Here is a 19182-nt window from a genome sequence, read left to right as displayed (position 1 = left end):
AAATTAAACAGCGCAACCAAGGTTTGGTCAGACTTAAAACTAGAGATAATTGGACTGCCCCGACCCAATAAGTCAGGTAATTTAGAGTTCCCAGACAAAAATATTCAGGAGTCCAATTAACTCTAAATTATTTGTCAATTTTGTCAGCTTTGTGTCAACCAAATCAATTCGGGTTCGTTGCATTGAGTAAACCCAGGCGTGAAAAAGCCAAGCCCGTTGGGTATACACGCGGAAATGTGAAGCCTTTGTTCATGTTACTGCATTAAAAAATTGCACTGCAATTCATCAAGAGGTTGACTATGAAAAAGGCAATAGCAATAGGTTTAGTTTTAGCAAGCACATTGACATTAGATCCTGTTTGGGCGCAACAAAGGCCGGTACGAGGTGATGGTCCTGGCAACCCGGGTAATCCCGGTAATCCCGGTAATCCCGGTAATCCCGGTAATCCCGGTAATCCCGGTAATCCCGGTAATCCCGGTAATCCCGGTAATCCCGGCAATCAAAACATTGAACAACAACTTCAACAATTACTATCGCAGCTAAACCTTTCAGCAATCAGTGACGAAGGCTTACCTTCCATCGAAGACCCTTTGCCACAGTTGGGTAAAGCATTATTTTTTACTAAAAGCCTTGGTGGTGAACAAAGTGCCGCTTGTGTAAGTTGTCATCATCCGGTTTTAGGGGGAAGCGATGAACTGTCTTTATCTGTGGGCGTTGACGCGGTAAATGAACTCGATGAACAGGCTCATGATCTGTTAGGACATGGCCGCTTTAACAATAACAGTCAGGCGCAACTGCCTTCAGTGCCTCGTAATGCCCCAACAATTTTCAATGCCGGACTCAACGAAGAGCGCATGTTTTGGGATGGACGAGTTGAGAGACAAAATAATGGTCAAATTGTAACGCCTGACTCAACGCTAAATCGAAGAGGTAACCGCCGCTCTGACAGCAATTTACCAGAAGATGCCACCCTGGCAGCCGCGCAGGCTCGCTTCCCGGTAACTTCTCCCGATGAAATGCGTGGCGACTTTGAATTTGATTTAGATAATGAAGCTTATCGAGAAGTTCTGAGCGAGAGACTCGATAATACCGATAATTTGTGGTCACAAGCGTTTGAAGTTGCTTATGGTGATGATGAGGTTTCATTTGACAGAGCAGCTGAAGCCATAGGTGAATACGAACGCTCTATGGTGTTCATCAACAGTCCCTGGAACCAGTACCTGGCAGGTGACAGTAACGCACTAAGCGAAGATGAAAAAGCAGGTGCCGTCCTGTTTTTCGCAAACCGAAATCAGGGAGGAGCTGGATGTAGTACCTGTCACTCAGGCTCGACATTATCTGGACAAGGCTTTCAACTGGTGGCATTTCCACAGTTTGGCCCCGGCAAAGGCAACCCGGGTGTCAACATTAATGATCAGGACTTCGGCAGAGAAAACGTAACCGGCAATGCCTCCGATCGTTATCACTTCCGCGCCCCCAGCCTGCTAAATATCGCTGTCACCGCGCCTTATGGTCACAGTGGCGCGTATCAAACATTAGAAGAGGTTGTCAGGCATTACAGCAATCCACAACGCGCCATCAATCGCTTGTTTGGTGTGCGCAATGGCCAGCCATTTAACCGTAACAATGTGCCCTTTTGTCAGTTGCCGCAGATACAGGACCTAATCAGTAAAACCGGACAAGGCTGTGCAAGCCTGTATCCTGACGCTTATGCCAACTCAATTCAGGTTGCAGAGCATCTGGAAAGTGCCAGAGACGGTGACGTCCCTGCCCGATTCGCCTTGCGCGGCTCACCGAACCTAAACAATCAGGAAGTTGAGCAATTAGTGGCCTTTTTAGAAGCCTTAACTGATCCATGCGTGCTGGATCGGGAATGTCTGGATCCCTGGATTGTCGATCACGATGAAGAAGCCAGCTTCCCTGACAATTTACCGCTAATTGCTGAAAACAGACACGGCAACGCTTTATAACTCTATCCTATTATACTGATAAAAAAGGCCAGACTAAATGTTTGGCCTTTCTACACCATATGTACAGAAGCCATAAACTACATGCTTTGCATTTCATGCAAGTAACTTATTGATATTAAGATCAATTATCTGAAAGAACAGAAAGAGAAAGCGATTCAGTTAGTGTTAAAAAGCAGGAACGCTGAACAAAGAAAACAGTGTTTTTTACCGTTTAATATAAAATAAAATGAAGGGTCAAATTTAGCTTTAGCCATATTCCCTGACAGCTAAATACAAAAATGCTCGGCAGTTAGTAGTTGTCAAAGTTACCGAACTGCCAAGCATTTTAAGAAGCTTATATTAAGATAAAAATGTTACCTACTTAATATCAAAAAAAGATTTGATATAGATAGCCCATTCGTCTTTGGTGGGCTGGCAAATTTTATCCTCACAAGCAATATACCAGCTTCTGATCACATGTATTTCAAGCGTATCAATAGAGCCAGGTGCACCGTTTTCAATGTGCAGTACAGTCTCTCTACTGAGTCCTAAAATATCTCCGAGTTGTTTTTGAGTAATTCCGGCTTCTTTACGCATATTGCGCAATCGTTCCGGGTTAAATTTTTCTTCTTTGTCCAATGGTTTAATTCCTCTGTCACGATGGAAACGCTCAGAATAGTACCATTTAAATTTAAAATGTGTGAGTCGCCAATTTCATTTTTTTAACAATTCCGTGAAACAGTTTACATAATATGTAATTCATTCAACACAAAACCAGCATCACATTAGTCTTATAGGGAAATATATGTCACAACATTCGTTGGAGGAGTAGAAATTCACCTGATTATGGCAACAGGGCGAGAGCATGAGTGCTCATTTAGTGTCCAGAAACTAATAATGTTCATTTGGAGATAATCCAAAACGGATTCGTTTGCGGGTTCTGTTCCGCCAATATTTGTTCGGAGTGCTGAACCTCATCTCCCTTTACGCGCAATAAACTACGACATCAGTTAAAACAACGATGAGAGCTATCAGGGATGATAGCTCAATCAATGCCCAGCCCAGGGATGTGCTGTCATTGATGGTCGTCGTTGTTCTGATGGCGAAGCTTATGCTTTTGCGCGTCAGGGGCTGCGGGGGATTCTTAAGGGGGGCGCAGCCCGGTCCCATTAAGGCGCAGTCGGCGCCCCGACAATGATTTCAATTAAATGATAATGGTTGAATTAGGCCGCGACACCGAAAAAGTTTACCTAACAGCAAACTCAACTAAGGGATCTGAAGGTTGGTTGATAGTCCCTCCTCAATACTCCAGGGTAAATCTAAATCAATTAGCTTTTTGCTTCGGTTGGTGAGGTAATTTTCGAATGCTGCTCTAAAAACGTTCGCGAACTCACCCTGCAAGCAAATCAACAAACCTGTCGGTTAAGATAAAAAAGAAGTCAAAAATGAAATAGCTTCTCTTCTGTCAGTAAACAAACGAAACCTGAGCCCCGTTTGCTGATACAAAGACTCCCACCACTGGACATAAGTTGGAGGCGCGTCTTTTTCCAGCACCAGGGCCGTAACTTTTAACCCAAGTGATTTTGCATCTCTGATTGAACTAATCAGAAAGTCTCTAACACCATCACTGGCCAGGCTTTCACCCGCCACCACGGTAGCCAGGCTTCCCCAGGCTATCGGTTGCAAGGCAGTTCTCAAGGGGGCAATTTGTGCGTGATACCGCTCTGCAAAATCATCGCCAAAAGGACCTGTTGCGTTAATAAACAAGATCCGCAATGAGGCATCCAACGAAAGCTCTAACTTACCAGAAGTAGTTTTAATCATTATTGAGAATTTCCAGTTGTCTGGAGAGCTCTTGCACCTGCTCCTCCAGCTTTATCACCCGACTTAACAAATCTTCCTCTGAGGAGAAATCTTCCAGAGTCACTGACGCTGATATCTTGTCAGAATACTCTTCCAGCTCAGCAAAACAATGAGCATAACGGTTTTCTCTTTTACCTGGTTCTCTTTCAAGACGAATAACTAATTGCTCCTGATTGAATTCCATTAAAGATTGCAGCGCCTCTTCAACTTCATCGACATTTTTAAATTCAGTGAGGCGGTTACTCCGGGTGCGCAATTCACCTGGGGTTTGAGGACCGCGAAGTAATAACAGACAAATGATTGCCGTTTGCTGCGAAGTAAACTTGTAACTACCAAATTCGGTATTACAAAATTTATGCTTGTATTTGGTTACGCGACTTCCCCAGGTGTCTTCCATGATTTGCCGTTTTTCAGCCAAAGAATCCAGCCCTTGCTGAACCTCAGACTCACTCAGCGCCATGACGGGTTCGCGATTACTTTTTTGATTACATCCCACAGTCAGTCCATTCAGAGATAATGGATATTGCTCTGGCGTCGTTATTTCTTTTTCCAGCAAAACACCGATAATACGGGCTTCAATGGCGTTAAGTTTAACTCTCACTTAACTCTCTCCTTGTAAATTCGATTTTTTAAAAAGTTGTAACTCAAAATCCAGTGACACTTCCAGGCTTGATAAACTCGACAACTTTTGTTTTTTTTGTTCCGAAATCGACCAATAATAAGGTGTCATCATCAATAGTTTAGCAATTTCGCTGCCAGCAATTTTTTGACTGTCGGCAATACGAAAATCAGCTACCTGCTGTACTGCAGAGTTTTGTTCTTTATTTACTGGATTTCCCTGATGCGGTCTTACTGAATCATAGACCAGTTGTGCTAGTTCACAGAGATGTTCACTACCGGGCCCCACCTGCAAAAAGTAGCCGCCGGGTTTTAATGTTCTTTCTATCTCTTCCAAACTGTAAGGTGCAAAAATATTGAAAATGAAATCAAAACTCGCTCCGCGGTAAGGCAAACTGGCAGAACTGGCCACTGAGTAATGTCCAGATTTAAACTGTTTAGCGGCCATCTGCACTGCAAATTTAGAAATATCGGCTCCCCAAAACCTGAGTTTTGCAAATGAGTCGCATAAAGATTCAGACAACTGACGACTGTAATAACCTTCACCACAGCCCAAATCTAATACTTCGGCTGAATCGGCGTTGAGATACTCGTCCAAAATTTGAGAGATAGCATTGACCAAACATTGGTAATAACCAGAAGTGAGAAATTGACGACGCGCTAGCAGCATCTCTTTGCTATCACCGGGCTCTTTGCTGCGTTTTTTGTTTACGGGCAAAAGGTTTACATATCCTTCTTTGGCAATATCGAAAGTGTGATTGTTAAGGCATCTGAAGGTACGTCCAGTTTGTTCGAGGTGCTCCGAGCAAACAGGGCAACGATAAAGAGAATAAATATTATTCATGGTTTTAATGTGGAGATCGTAGCGTATTCAATACGCGCTTCTCCTGGCCTTGTTCTTCAGTTAAGGTAAGCATTAATTTTCGCAAATATTGATCTATGATGCTACGGAAACTATCAGCTTTTAACAGCAGCAAACCTTTATTTATTATTGGCAACTTTCTGGTTGCTTTCGCGTTGAGTGCTTGTGTGAGTACAACCATGTTAAAACCGTCCACATCAAAAAATACATACCGAATCGCCACTTTTAATATCGGTCTTGATCAGGCCAAAAAGCAAGGAGAGTTAGCTGAGCGGCTACAAAGTGGCGATTATCAGCCAGCGCTAAAGTCAGCTGAAATAATTCAGCGAGTAGCCCCAGATATTATTTTGCTCAATGAAATAGATGGGAATGATGCAGGAAAAGCGCTTAAGCTCTATATGGAATTATATTTACAACGCAGTCAGACTTCCCAAACCATTCAAGAATATCCATACATTTATCAGCCAAATTGCAATACCGGGGTAGAGGCCGGTATCAGCTTCAGAGGTGTTAAAGGCACACAAGATAAATATGGCTTTGGCCACTATGACGGTCAATATTGCATGGCGCTGTTGTCAAAATATCCTATCATTCACTCAGAGATTCATAGCTTTCAAGAATTCCTTTGGAAGGACTTTCCATCGGCCGCACTCCCTGCAATCAATGGAAATCCCTGGTATTCGGCAACCGGACTTGAGAAATTCAGATTATCCTCGAAAACTCACGCCGATGTCCCGATTCAAATTGATGGTAAAAGGGTACACGCTCTGATTTCACACCCTACCCCTCCGGTGTTTGATGGCGAAGAAGACAGAAACGGTCGCAGAAATCACGATGAAATCAAACTCTGGCAACATTACATCGGCGGCAATCTGGATTGGTTATACAACGATAATAATCAAAAGGTAACGGGTCTCGCTGCCAACCAAAGGTTCTTTATTTTAGGAGATTTGAATGCCTCCACAGTGGAAGGAGATACCACAGAAATCAACGGTGAAAGGGCCATTACCGCGCTTCTACACGACAATCGGGTTGCTGAAGGCTTTTCTGAGATGTCCAATGCATCACTAATACCTAAAAGAAGCGGTACATTAATTGAATCTCAAGGTTCACAATGGCAACAATACCATACCGCTTCGTGGAAAATGCGCGCCGATTATGTCATCCCATCCGCTTTTGGGGTAACGCCAGTAAATTCCGGGGTGTACTGGCCTGCAGCGGGAAGTCAACAGTCTACTCTGGTGACGGAGGATGAAAGAGGCCCATCCAGCTCGGACCACCGTTTAGTATGGATGGATTTCAAGCTTTATTGAGCAAAATGCAACCAACCACTTTTTTAACTAACTCATGGAAAAACAGCGGTTTTGTACAGGATAACTCACAAAAAATGAGGGAATTTAGCTATATTTTGTACATTTTCTCTTTCAACTGCTGTTTTTTTAACTTATTATTTTAGTTTAGATTGTTAATATTTTTTTAACAATTATGATTTAAGCTAGTTTGGCTGAGTTCTGTGTAATATTTTGATGAAGTAAATACCGATGTTTAATAAAAAGCTTCAAGTCGAAAAAGTGGAAATGGTTAAAAAGATCATACGCAAGTATGATTATGGTAACTACGAAGCTACCCATAAGGAATGCGTAGAGCTTGGGTTAAACGTTAACAGACCTGCACTTGACAGGTTTGGCGAAAAATTACAAATGCTGGATTCTCAGGCCAAAAGTAAATCAAAACTGCTATTTGACGAAGTAGAGTCTCCTTCACAACCCCCTATCGAGTTAAGCAAAGAGCCAACAATAGAATTGTCAGATCAAGTGACAAAAAGCGACTATGGTCGTTTCGGAAGCCGCTCAGAAGAGATTACTTTTGAACTTGGTGCGTTGCGCATCAGGGAAAACGAGCTGCTTAAAGAGCTTAGTGAAATCAGAAAGAAAACCAGTAATTAAAGTCTAAACGCGCTTTTTCAGGCACAAAACTTTCTTGTGAGCTATAACTTTAATATAGCCCACCAGAGTTTTAAGCCATGGCAGATTTAGCAGAATCTCTAAAGCAATACAAAAGTTCCTTTGACGCCTCTACCCCGGCTGAAATTTTGGAAACCATTAATCGTAGCCTGTCACTTTACCAATCTCACTCAGTCTGTGCATCCTGCTTACCTTTGGGTAGCAAACTGCCAAAATTTACCTTAAAAACAATCGATGAAGTTCCATTGGATAGCGATGAACTACTCAGTAATGGGCCCCTGATCATTACCCTGATACGAGGTGGATGGTGTCCCTACTGTATTTTAGAAATGCAGGCATGGCAAAAGTGGTGCGCTAGCGTAGATTACCCGATAAACCTTGTTGCTATCACACCCGAGATTCCTAAATATGCAATTCAGGCCAAACAGGACAATAATTTGAAGTTCCCGATTTTGATCGATGAAGGTCAGAGTTTTGCTCAGGCGCTGGGTTTAATTTGGGAGCTGGATGAAGACATGAAACAGTTATTGAATCGCTGGGAAATCGATCTGGAACAGCGCAATAGAGAGCCAATGTTTCGTTTACCAGTGCCTGCCACCTTTGTGATCGACAAAAATTACGTTATTCATTTTCGATTCATAGAGGAAGACTACACGATTCGCGCTGAACCGGAAAAAGTGCTCGAAATCTATCGAAAATTATTAAACAAAAGCTCAAGTTAACTCATTAACTTAATGTTTTTAATACAAAAATATTTCACAGAACATTTTTTAACCAATGTAGATTTATTTACCTCACATTTACAAACATTTTGCAATATTTATGAATTTTGGTGAATTTTTACCCCTTCAATGTTGCAAACGGTAACATAATCATCTACTTATAATGGTCTAAACATAACTATTAGCGTCGTTATGATACTCAGGGACACACAAATAAGATTAGTTTCGTTTACAGACGAATACACCAGTTACGCCGTGGCTGAACTTTTGGGGTCGGGGCAAATAATCACCCGTGCATTTGAAACCATCAGTCATGATGAAGTCGACACTTCATACCCCATTGTATGGCTGGTACTGGTGAACGAATGGGAAGCGATTAAATCTCTTGATATTCGAAAATATCATGGCACCAATGAACAGATCCTGTTTCTGATCACAGATCAGAAACCGCAGATATTGCCGCCTTATCTCAGTGATAACAGCATATTCTGGCAAGCTGGTGGTGGACAGTTGATAGATAATCTGAAATACGCTGAACAGCGTATTTTGCAACGTCAGCACTTTTACCCCAAAGAATTAGACGATACCTTTTTGCGTTTGAACTTTTACGGACGCTCGCCCAGCTTTTTAAAAGCAGTTCGCTTAATCAAAAAAGTGTCCTGTGCCAACACCAACGTTTTTATCAAAGGTCAAACGGGTACCGGTAAAGAACTCACAGCCAGAGCCGTTCATTATATGAGTGACAGAGCCAATGAAGCTTTTGTCCCTATCAACTGCGGTGCCTTTACCGATGATTTGATACTCAGTGAATTGTTTGGCCATGAAAAAGGCGCGTTTACGGGCGCTCAAAAAGCCAAAACCGGTTTACTGGAAGTAGCTAATCGCGGCACTGTATTTCTGGACGAAGTAGACAGCCTGTCTCCCAAAGCTCAGGTAGCATTACTGAGGTTTTTACAGGATAGCGAAGTGCGCCCTGTGGGTGGTAGTGATGTCAAAACGGTTGATGTGCGGATCGTTGCAGCGTCTAACAAAGACATGAAGGAACTGATAAAGTCCAGGGATTTCCGGGAAGATTTAATGTATCGTCTGGACGTTCTACAAATCCCTCTGCCACCGTTAAAAAAGCGTGGCGAAGATATTCAGATCCTGGCGCAACACTTTCTGTCCACCCTGAGTTTACAAAGCAATAGTCAGGTGAAAGTATTGTCGGCCAATATGATCACCGCAATGCAAGCATGGAACTGGGATGGTAACGTTCGGGAATTAGAGAACTTCATTAAACGAGCTTGGTATCTGACTGAAGGCTTTATTATTTCGGATACCAGTCTATTAACCGGCTCTAATACCAGCGATAACGAGGTTATAAACCGCATCAACGGCGACATTGAGGCATTTGATGGGTTCCAGGCAGCAAAGGAAGAACTAATCGTTCAATTTGAACGAGACTACCTCACTCGCATTCTGGTAAAAACAGAAGGCAACATTTCCAAAGCAGCTCGTATTGCCAAAAAAGAGCGCCGCTCCTTCTGTCGCCTAATGGAAAAGCACGGACTTGAGAGAACCCAGTTCTCAACTTGATGCATCCACTATCTCTAAAAAGGCGCATAACTCACTGTATGCGCCTTTTTTGTATGTTCGTCCTCTAGAGCGTGCTGACCTTTCCTGTACAAAGTTGTACCGCAAAGGGCAGCAGCTCTATTTATAGTTTCCCGATTAAGCGTCTTCAGCTAGTGCTGATAGCCTCTGGTACCTATGCTGTTCTGGTGAGCGAGCGAGGCTTTATATTTGCAACAGCTTGTTTGAAATCTAACGCATAACTCAAACATCTTTCGGACACACATCCCAAGATATATGGCGTTTAAGCCTTACCGCTGCATCCACCAAGACTTAAACATTTGCTACCAAATCATCTTTTAACCCCAAGCCCTATATAACTCTCCCGCAACACAACTACGCGTAACCGAGCAAAAAACCACCAAATCCCTGATTTTATGTATAGGGCCAATGTGCCCCGTAGGTCTGTTTAACCCTAAAACAAGCGCACGCCCTAAAACACCTTAGCTGTAGGTGAATTGGTTAATTTTTACCAGGGCAAATAACCCCTACATAGAAAAAATGCACATTTTAAAACCCTATATTTTTCAATAGGTTACGCAAACAAAAAAGTTGGCACGGTTAATGCGCTTAATTTTAGCGGACAAGTCCTAATTTAACGAAATAAGTGGATGAGAGATATGGCATCACAACCGGTCAAAGTAGAAAGCATTGCCAAGGACATCAGGGAATACTTCCGTGGCAATCCGCATGCTGGAGATACTGTTGAAGGCATTGCGAGTTGGTGGATTACCAAACAAAGCATGAACAACGCCAGGGATCTGGTTATGGAAGCTCTTGAAATGTTAGTTGTCGAAGGAGAACTGCATAAAAGAGTATATGGAGGGCGCGTTATCTATGTTCGAGAGGCACTACATTAAGTAGCTACGAATTAACGCTTAATTTTTATCAACGGAGGCTAGTCGAATGTCGAATAGCATACAACATAAACTAAGCAGGGTTCGCCCACCTCGGGTACAAATTACCTATGACGTAGAAACGGGCGGCGCGTTGGAGAAAAAGGAGATCCCATTTATCGTGGGTGTTATAGCTCCTCTTTCTGCTAAATCTGATAAAGTTTTACCCCCTTTACGGGACCGTAAAATGGTTCAGATTGATCGCGATAACTTCAACAAGGTACTTGAATCAATTGAACCTCGTGTCAAATTCAGTGTACCCAACACACTTCCTGACGAATCAGGCGAATTGTCTGTCAACGTGCCATTTATGCACATCGACGACTTTGATCCTGTTGTGGTTGTTCAGCGAGTCCCTAAATTAAATGCAATCTACCTTGAGCGCAGTCGCTTACGTGACTTCATGGCCAAGTTAGATGGTAATGACGGTCTTAACGGCATATTGTCTGAGTTATTATCTGACTCAGAACAAGGCGACGCTATCAAAGCAGCGGTTGCCGGAGCAAAAGACGCCGTCGAGGCAGCCCGCACAGAGCGCGCAGCACGCAAGATGGACCAGGCTGCTTATGAAGCCGCAATCCTGGAAGCATACGCTGCAGAGCTGGAAGACGGTAAGGCCATTGCCAGAATGCTGAGTGAAGGCCAGATGATTCTGGAAGATTCACAAAAGCCTTATGCCATTGAGCTGATTGCCGAATACGTTGAGCAAATCATGGTTAAAGACGATTTGATCCCTAAAGGTGATAATCCGGATTACAACCATGGTGGTATGTTAACCCATCGTATTGCTGAAAAAGACGTCACTATCAGTAAGCAACTGAATCTCATCATTCACCATGATGACTTCCAAACACTGGAAGGCAGTTGGAGAGGTTTACACTTCCTGGTAATGAACACAGAAACCAACAATAAGCTGAAAATCCGTTTATTGAATGTATCTTATGAGGATCTGTTCAAAGACCTGGATAAAGCGGTTGAGTTTGACCAAAGTGCATTATTCAAAATCATCTATGAAGAAGAGTACGGTACTTTCGGTGGCGAACCCTACAGTGTCCTGTTAGGTGACTTTGAATTCGGTCGTACTGCTCGTGACCTTAAATTCCTGGAAATGATTTCAGGAGTTGCCGCAGCAGCTCACGCTCCATTCATTGCTTCAGCCTATGCGAAGTTATTCGATATGGATGATTTCTCCAACCTTTACAAACCTCGCGACTTAAGCAAGCTGTTTGAAAGTGCGGAGTTAATCCAATGGCGTTCATTCCGCGAAAGTGAAGATTCGCGCTATGTAACGCTGACATTACCAAAAGTAATGATGCGTTTACCTTACCATCACGAAAACAACCCGGTTGAAGGCATTTACTTCGATGAAGATGTGGCTGTGACTCTGGTTGACACCGATGAAGAAGGTAACAGCAAAGAAAGAACGTTAAAGCAAGTAGATGCTCGTAAGATCCTGTGGAGTAACCCTGCATATATCCTAGGCCAGCGTATTACTAATGCCTTCTCGTTACACGGTTGGACAGCGGCTATCCGCGGTGTAGAAGGTGGCGGTTTGGTAGAAGGTCTGCCAGCTTACACATTCGAAACCGAAAGCGGTGATATTGAGCTTAACTGCCCGACTCAGGTCGCTATTACAGACCGTCGTGAAAAAGAGCTAAACGACCTTGGTTTCATGGCAATTTGTCACTGTAAAGGCACCAATAAGGCCGCATTCTTTGGTGGTCAAAGTACCAACAAACCGAAAATGTACCTGACTGATTCAGCAACCGCGAATGCGCGCATCTCATCCATGCTGCCATACGTAATGTCTGCATCTCGATTTGCTCACTACATCAAAGTCATCATGCGTGAAAAGATCGGTAGCTTTATGACGCGTCAAAACGTCGAAAACTATCTGAATACCTGGATCGCACAATATGTACTTCTGGATGATACGCCGCCACAACACATTAAGGCTAAGTATCCACTGCGTGAAGCACGTATTGATGTAACAGATGTACCAGGAAAGCCTGGCGCTTACAGAGCCACAGTGTTCCTGAAACCCCATTTTCAGTTAGAAGAACTTTCCACGTCGATTCGACTGGTGGCAGATCTTCCTTCCTGATAACTAGTTAAGAGGAAATCGTTATGGATTTAGTATTATTGAAACCGGGTTTGGAAGACCTTGCTGGTGCCAGCTTAATTGATGGTGAACTAGTAGACGCAGGAGATGATCTGTCGGGTTGTATCGAGCTGGTTTCCATGCATTTTGGCATGAAACAGCAGATGACAACCGATGTGAGTAACGCAGCGCGTACCTCTGGTCGGCCTAACTTAAATGATATTACTGCGGTTAAGTATCTGGATAAAACGTCTCCGCTTTTATACAAACACTGCTTATCCGCAGCACCGATTGATGATGGTTCAGAGCCTACTCAAATCTTCCTTTGCCGCAACGCAAATATGGATGGTGACGGTAACTCTATCATCGGTAACATCATGACCGTGAAACTGTATAACTGCATGATTAGCTCTGTAGAAGCCCAGTCACATCCAAATGACATGGCAACTGAGCAAATCACGCTTAACTTTACCGATATCGAGTGGACTACTTCGCATCAAGATAGTCAGGCTCAGATCACCGGTAGCTTCGTATACAGCTGGAGCGTGGCGCGTAACAGAGGACCAATGTAATGCGTCGCTTTCTCTTTGATCGACTTTGTCAGCCAGATCTCAAAATGCCAGAGGACACCTTTGGCAAAATGAGAATCTTGCGGGAGTCGATCAGAGAGGAGCTCCAACGTTTAGTATCGGGTCGCTCCTGGTTTGATGGCATCCAAAAAGGCCACAAAGGGGAGAAATCGATACTTAACTTTGGCATTGATAATCCGGTAGACTATGCAGCCAATAATCAAGACAGCACCCTATTAATGGAGCAAGTACTTGAAATGGTTAAAAATTATGAACCACGTATTATCAATCCCAAAGTTAGCCTTACGGGCAACAAAAATCCGTTAAGCCCAAAAAGAATAGCGGTATCAGGTCAAATTAAAGTAGCAGATGTAAGAGAAGATTTTAGTCATACCCTGAGCGTCACCGGAGTTAAGTAATGAGTCACTCAAGGGACCAGTTAACAGATTACTTTAAATCTGAACTCGCCGAATTGCGCAGTGACGCACTGGAATTTGCTCGTGACTATCCAGCGATCGCCGACGAATTAGCCCTGAACCAGGGTAAATCCCGGGATCCACACATCGAACTTTTGCTGCAATCTTTTGCCTGGATGACCAGCCGTCTGCGCCAGAATATGGAAGCAGAGACTAAGCAGTTACCAGCGATTTTACTGCAACAACTCTACCCGCAACTGGTATCTTCTATCCCTTCCATGGCTATAATGGAGTGTGACGTCGACGGGTTTTCAGCAGATTTTGACAATGGCTACCAGTTTAACGGGCAGCGCCAATTCGAACCCATTAACGTAACTGGTAAAACCGAAGCCACTGCGCGTCTGAATCAATGCCGCTTTTCCTCTTGTCACCTGGTTAATCTGTGGCCGCTAAAAGTCAATTCCATCGCTAAGTTTCCCATCAATCAGCAAGATTATGTGCGCAACCATTTCAAAACCGGGCAGTCGATTATAGACATTAACCTGGTTTCATCCCCGGAAGCAGCCGCCGATGGACTGCTGATGAAAAGCCCGCTGCGCTTTTTTATTAATCTGGACGATACCGCGAAATATCAGTTTTACAATCTCCTTGCGAAAGGCTTTGTCGGAGCCGTTGTTTACGACGCTAATGGTGAACGGGTGGCAAACCTGAGCAAGGAGAATCTCAAATTCTGTGGATACGAAGACGATGAACGCACCATGCCCTGCACTAATCAACAGGACCTGGGTTATTCGTTGCTATTCGACTACTTTCACTTCCCGGAAAAGTTTCTGTTTTTTGAAATCAATGGCATGGAGCGCGTCCAGTTTAATCAGTCACTGCGCCTGATGTTAGTGTTTGATGAGCCAATACCAAAAAACATTACGCTTTCCAGAAACAGTCTCAAGCTAAACTGTATTCCAGTGGTGAATCTGTTCAAGAAAACCACTGAGCCATTGCCTCTGACTCACAAAGACTATCGTTACAAGTTATTCCCCAGCCGGGAAAACTATGACTGCCAGGAGATATATCGGGTAGACAAAGTCTTTTCGATGAACCGGCGCGGTGAGTCTAAGGAGCTGCAGCCCTATTTCTCTATTGTGAAAAGCGATCATAAAGATTCGGATTTTCGCTGGATGGCACAAACCGAAGCCAGCCATAAAACCAAAACACCGGGCACCGAAACCTGGCTTTCCGTGTTTAGTGAGGCGTTTGTACGAGACATTCCCATTGGTGAGACCCTGTATGCAGAAACCCTTTGCTGCAACCGTACCTGGAGTGAGTTGTTTAACATCGGTCAGGAATTTACCGTTATTGGCTCTTCACCAATAAAAACGGCTCGCTTGCTGACTCGCCCTACCCGGTACCGCTCTCAAAAAGCCAATTCGGAACACATGTGGAAAGTACTATCCCATCTGTCTTTGTATTATGTATCATTGACCGACCCTAAGCTGGCTCAAGATTCACTCACATCGATTTTGAGCATGTATGCCGGCAAAGATAATAACGTTGCACAGCGTCAAATAGAGAGTATTGAAAACTTCACTGCAGAAAACGATATGTTTCCGGTGCAAAAAAGTGGTTGGCGCGGCTATTACCACGGAGTCAATTTTAAACTCACATTGTACGGAAGAAAGTTTGAAGGCAGCAGCATGATCTTATTCGGCTCTGTATTAAATCAATTCCTGGCGCTGTTCGCCCATATCAACTCATTTGTCCGGCTGGAACTGATGGTCGGTAATAAGAAGGTGTATCAGTGGAAACCCCTGAGCGGTCACAAATATCTAGCCTAGATCTATTACAAGGTCAGGCAGAAGAGTTTAACTTTTATCAAGCCATTCGCGTGCTTGAGTGTGTAGTGCGGGAAGAAGAAGGGATCCCACAAATCCGCTATAAAGCGGTCAATGAGCAGGCGTTCATGCCTAACTTCATCGCCAACTTGTATTCAGATCACAAAGTAACCGAAGTCAAGGTCAACGGCTACGCGCTGACAGGACAGCAAGGTCCTCTGCCTGACGTTTACAATGATCTACTTTTAGAGCAAAAATCCAAAGGCAATCGGGGTCCGGAAGCCTTTTTAGATCTGTTTAACAATCGCCTTTTACATCTTCTGTACGACACCAAAAAACGCCTGGACCCAATGCTGTTCAACGATATCAGCATTAATAGCGAACTGTTTAATATTTTGGAGTCTTTAACCGGGCTGGCAACTTTTGATTTGTTTCAACGGTTGCCGATCACTCAGGAAAAGCTGCTGACCTTTTCTGCGCTATTAATCGGAAACAGACAAAACTACTCTTCGTTAAAGCAAATTATCGAATGTATGTTCGATTGCAAAGTGGAAATCGATCCCTGTAAGGGTGGCTGGCGCAAACTACCGGAAGAGTGGCAGACTCGATTAGGCAGCGACAAGGCAGTATTGGGCTCTGGCGTTGGGTTAGGCAAAAAACACTGGGATAACCAGGCCAAAATTGATTTATTGCTGAGATTAAAAAACATCGATCAATGTCGTCAGTTGATGCCCCGTGGCAACCTGCACGAAGTACTTAAATCTATGCTGGCCTACCTTACTGACGGGCGTTACGAAATCGATGTACGGCTACAACTGGACTGGGAATATTTACCTAACTCGCAGCTAAGTAGTAAATCATCTATGTTCCTTGGGCAATCCAGCTGGTTGAAGTCCGATCACGGCACAGGGAAAACCCTTAACTTACCTAAATTCACTGTAACACCAACGCTGAAAAATCAATTTTGGGGTGAAGTGGCATGAGGTACAACACAGGCACCAATACCACGCAAATAGCGGAAAAGGTAGGTTACACTGATTACCCAGGCACCAGTCGTTCAGACACGCCTCCTTCTCCCCGTTGTAGCCTGGATTTTTACATCGAACTTGATGACGGCACCATCATTGATGATCAGACCTTGCGTTTGCAGAACTTCTCAGGACAAGAATCGTTATCTCAGATGTTTGATCTCAACCTCAACCTGAGAGCCAATACCTATTTTTCTTCAGGTATCAATAAACCCTGGGGAAAAGAATTAGCGGGTAAGTATGGTACCTTATTGAGCGAAGGTGGGATCACCTCACAAACTCTGGATTTCCAGAAAATTCTCGGCGCTAAGGCCTGTATCCGCTTAGGCGCGCCGGAAACCGAAAAGGATGTATTCGAAGGTGAATATCCCGAGGCACGTCCGGTGGTGTACTTCAACGGTATTATTACCAATTTTTCCATGGCGGAACGCGGGGTCTACTCAGCGACGCTAAAACCAGCGCTTTTCAAATTGTCATTACAAAATAACTACCGCTTATTCTCTCAAAAAACCATTCTGGAGGTCATTATTGAGATATTGAGCGAAAACAGCATTGACTTTAACAAAGATGAATTAGAGAAGAAGCCTTCCAGAGTAGTGCGTGGGCTGGCTGGCTATCGCAAACAGGATTGGCTTCAGGCAGGTGAAACAGATCTGGATTTTCTGAACCGACTAATGCAGAAGGTCAGTTTGTTTTACTACTTTGAGCACGATGATAAACATCACAAAATGATCATCACTGATCAGCCCTACTACACAGGTATCTATGCTCGTAAGGTGAATAGTGAAGGCAATGTTGAAGAAACCCATGATCTGAAAGAGCTGTATCTAAGTTACACCCATCAGCAAAGCCTGGAACGAGACGATTACATCACTCAGTTTACTTACAAGCAAAACCTGACTACCTCTGGGATCACCACGGTTCTGGCACAAAAAGAAGCGACCTGGGAATCACAAAACACCGCTATGGCCACGCCGGTGTTCATTAATAAAACCAATAAAAAAGAGAAGCTCAATATGGAGTTTCTCAACATGGTGCAATACGGCGCATCTGAAAAAGAAATCAATACGGTCACCGACAACCACATGAACCGTCTGGTGGCATCGCGTTTTGATTTTTCAGGCTCATCTTCTTGCCCGGAATTAAAAGCCGGACATAAATTCGTGGTCAAAGAAAAGTACGATGACGACGGTTCGATGCCGATCTGCCCTACTCTGGATGGTCTTGAGTTCGTGGTTACTCAGGTACAGCATCAAGGCAGCGCCGCCGGAGACTATTCAAACTCTTTTCAGGCCATGGATGCCAATGGCCTGGCAAACGCTTTTTCGCCGCCACAGGAAAACCAGGGCAGTATCTTAGCGCTGGTTGTAGACAACTCAGGTCAAACTGACTACGAGGGTAGCTCTGCAAAGTACCTGGAAAAAGACGGCTTTGCCTACGATAAAAAAGACTTTCAGTTTGACGATAATGGTCAACAAAAGTTTAACTGTCGCGGCATTTACGTCACTTTTGTGGATGATCCGGACTCCATTCACTGGGTAAAGCTTGCCGAACATATGCAAACCATTCCGGAAACCGGGGCCTGGGTTACAGTATCTCGTTCTCAGGACAACAATGAGATCCCGGAAGTCACCCAGATTATGCAAAACAAGGGCAATAAAGTCATCATGCCCGAGGATTACACCTGCTCTACCAATGTCGGCAATAACTACAGCACCAGTTACGGCGATAACACCAGCATCAGCTTTGGCGCCAATATCACTACTCCGCTGAATAAAGCCCGAACAATAGTGGAAAAACACCGTAAAAGTGGCAATTACAACAGCGTCAACTATTCAGAAAGCAGCTCTTACGGCTTCTCCGTTACTGAACGCAGCCATTCGATTTCAAGAATGGGTAATGGTCCAGATGCTTCAGATAACCCTGGCGATATGATGTCCTATGTAAATTATAGTGACTCTTCAATTTATGGAGATACTTACAGCAAAAACCTGCACATAGGAAAACAAGAAAGCTACTCTACGCAAACAGGTGGTAGTTATAGTGAGTCGACTCAAACTGGTGGCTCGGTCAGTATTTCAACTGTTGATACCAGCGACAGTACCAGTACAGTTGGCACATCAACCAGTAAAAGTACTGTGGGTACGTCCAACAGTGTGAGTTCCGTTGGAACTTCAAACAGCACCAGTACGGTTGGCACAAGTAACAGTATGAGCACAACCAGCATGAGTAACAGCATTTCCATGACTGACATGGCAAACGGAATTGGCATCACCACCATGTCAAACAACGTATCTGTTACAGACATGTCAAACAGCGTTGGCATAGTAACAATGTCTTCCTCATTGAACCTGACAAGCATATCCTCCAGCTTAAACTTAACCAGCGTGCAAAGTGGTTTGTCTTTAACCGGTGTGTCTGACAACCTTTCCCTGACCGGTGCCAGCTCAAATTTATCTCTGACGGGTAGCAGCAGCAGCTTATCCTTAACGGGCTCAACAAGCAGCCTGGGGCTCACCGGTTCAAGCAGCAGCCTTAATCTAACCGGGTCCAGTAGTAGCCTGAATTTAACGGGTAGTAGTGCTTCTTTAAACCTTACGGGAGAAAGCTCGTCATTAAACCTCACCGGCAGTTCAACTGACCTCAACATTACCGGTGGCGGGGCCACGCTGAGCATAGATAACCGCTCTACCTTGTCGATCGAAGGCGCTATTTTAGAAATTCTCAGTTCGGCAAAGCTGGTGTTATAAG

At 44.0% G+C, this 19182-nt stretch carries 16 protein-coding genes; 12 read left to right on the top strand and 4 right to left on the bottom strand.

The genetic code is table 11. The features are described from left to right. The first annotated feature begins 299 nt into the window (after window positions 1-299). Window positions 300-1970 carry a cytochrome-c peroxidase gene (locus ACXAD8_RS03130; protein ID WP_475224800.1) on the top strand — a complete coding sequence of 557 codons (1671 nt, stop codon included), beginning with the start codon at window positions 300-302 and terminating at the stop codon, window positions 1968-1970. A gap of 357 nt (window positions 1971-2327) precedes the next feature. Here the strand turns inward: ACXAD8_RS03130 and ACXAD8_RS03125 are convergent, their stop codons facing one another. The 4 genes from ACXAD8_RS03125 to ACXAD8_RS03110 form a co-directional block, all read right to left on the bottom strand. Beyond that, entirely contained in the window at window positions 2328-2588 is a 261-nt protein-coding gene (locus ACXAD8_RS03125; RefSeq protein ID WP_475224798.1) for a helix-turn-helix domain-containing protein, read from the bottom strand. A 783-nt stretch (window positions 2589-3371) separates the two neighbouring features. Further along, on the bottom strand, window positions 3372-3773 hold the full coding sequence (locus ACXAD8_RS03120; protein ID WP_475224795.1) for a hypothetical protein: 402 nt from the start codon (window positions 3771-3773) through the stop codon (window positions 3372-3374). After that, entirely contained in the window at window positions 3766-4413 is a 648-nt protein-coding gene (locus ACXAD8_RS03115; RefSeq protein ID WP_475224793.1) for a YceH family protein, read from the bottom strand. The genes ACXAD8_RS03120 and ACXAD8_RS03115 overlap by 8 nt, the downstream gene beginning before the upstream one ends. Beyond that, the gene (locus ACXAD8_RS03110) at window positions 4414-5274 is read right to left on the bottom strand and encodes a putative RNA methyltransferase (protein WP_475224790.1); all 861 of its coding nucleotides are present in this window, start codon (window positions 5272-5274) and stop codon (window positions 4414-4416) included. Window positions 5275-5471: 197 nt separating this feature from the next. Between ACXAD8_RS03110 and ACXAD8_RS03105 the strand changes: the two genes are divergently transcribed. From ACXAD8_RS03105 to ACXAD8_RS03055, 11 genes are all read left to right on the top strand, one after another. Then, window positions 5472-6605, top strand: coding sequence for an endonuclease/exonuclease/phosphatase family protein (locus tag ACXAD8_RS03105; RefSeq protein WP_475224788.1), 1134 nt, complete (start codon window positions 5472-5474; stop codon window positions 6603-6605). Between the two features lie 228 nt (window positions 6606-6833). Beyond that, window positions 6834-7238, top strand: a complete 405-nt coding sequence (locus tag ACXAD8_RS03100; RefSeq protein WP_475224785.1) for a hypothetical protein — start codon at window positions 6834-6836, stop codon at window positions 7236-7238. 77 nt (window positions 7239-7315) lie between these two features. Continuing rightward, window positions 7316-7978: a peroxiredoxin-like family protein gene (locus ACXAD8_RS03095; protein WP_475224783.1), complete on the top strand. Its 663-nt coding sequence runs from the start codon at window positions 7316-7318 to the stop codon at window positions 7976-7978. Window positions 7979-8233: 255 nt separating this feature from the next. Next, entirely contained in the window at window positions 8234-9556 is a 1323-nt protein-coding gene (locus ACXAD8_RS03090) for a sigma 54-interacting transcriptional regulator (protein ID WP_475224780.1), read from the top strand. A 656-nt stretch (window positions 9557-10212) separates the two neighbouring features. Then, entirely contained in the window at window positions 10213-10452 is a 240-nt protein-coding gene (locus ACXAD8_RS03085) for a hypothetical protein (protein WP_229527275.1), read from the top strand. A gap of 46 nt (window positions 10453-10498) precedes the next feature. Continuing rightward, window positions 10499-12592: a type VI secretion system contractile sheath large subunit gene (tssC, locus tag ACXAD8_RS03080; protein ID WP_475224777.1), complete on the top strand. Its 2094-nt coding sequence runs from the start codon at window positions 10499-10501 to the stop codon at window positions 12590-12592. Window positions 12593-12615: 23 nt separating this feature from the next. After that, on the top strand, window positions 12616-13161 hold the full coding sequence (locus ACXAD8_RS03075; RefSeq protein ID WP_338292579.1) for an Hcp family type VI secretion system effector: 546 nt from the start codon (window positions 12616-12618) through the stop codon (window positions 13159-13161). Further along, a complete protein-coding gene (locus tag ACXAD8_RS03070) occupies window positions 13161-13577 on the top strand; it encodes a GPW/gp25 family protein (protein ID WP_475224773.1) in 417 nt (138 codons plus the stop codon). The genes ACXAD8_RS03075 and ACXAD8_RS03070 overlap by 1 nt, the downstream gene beginning before the upstream one ends. Beyond that, window positions 13577-15406 (top strand): type VI secretion system baseplate subunit TssF, encoded by a 1830-nt coding sequence (gene tssF, locus ACXAD8_RS03065; protein WP_475224771.1) that lies wholly within the window; start codon window positions 13577-13579, stop codon window positions 15404-15406. Before ACXAD8_RS03070 ends, tssF begins: the two co-directional genes overlap by 1 nt. After that, on the top strand, window positions 15370-16386 hold the full coding sequence (tssG, locus tag ACXAD8_RS03060; RefSeq protein ID WP_475224768.1) for a type VI secretion system baseplate subunit TssG: 1017 nt from the start codon (window positions 15370-15372) through the stop codon (window positions 16384-16386). The genes tssF and tssG overlap by 37 nt, the downstream gene beginning before the upstream one ends. Continuing rightward, the gene (locus tag ACXAD8_RS03055) at window positions 16383-19181 is read left to right on the top strand and encodes a contractile injection system protein, VgrG/Pvc8 family (RefSeq protein ID WP_475224765.1); all 2799 of its coding nucleotides are present in this window, start codon (window positions 16383-16385) and stop codon (window positions 19179-19181) included. Before tssG ends, ACXAD8_RS03055 begins: the two co-directional genes overlap by 4 nt. Window position 19182 lies beyond the last annotated feature (1 nt).

The organism is Planctobacterium sp. AWH2_060 (genome assembly GCF_056158425.1).
The sequence above is the reverse complement of the archived record's forward strand: the minus strand, read 5'-3'. Positions and strand labels throughout refer to the sequence as shown.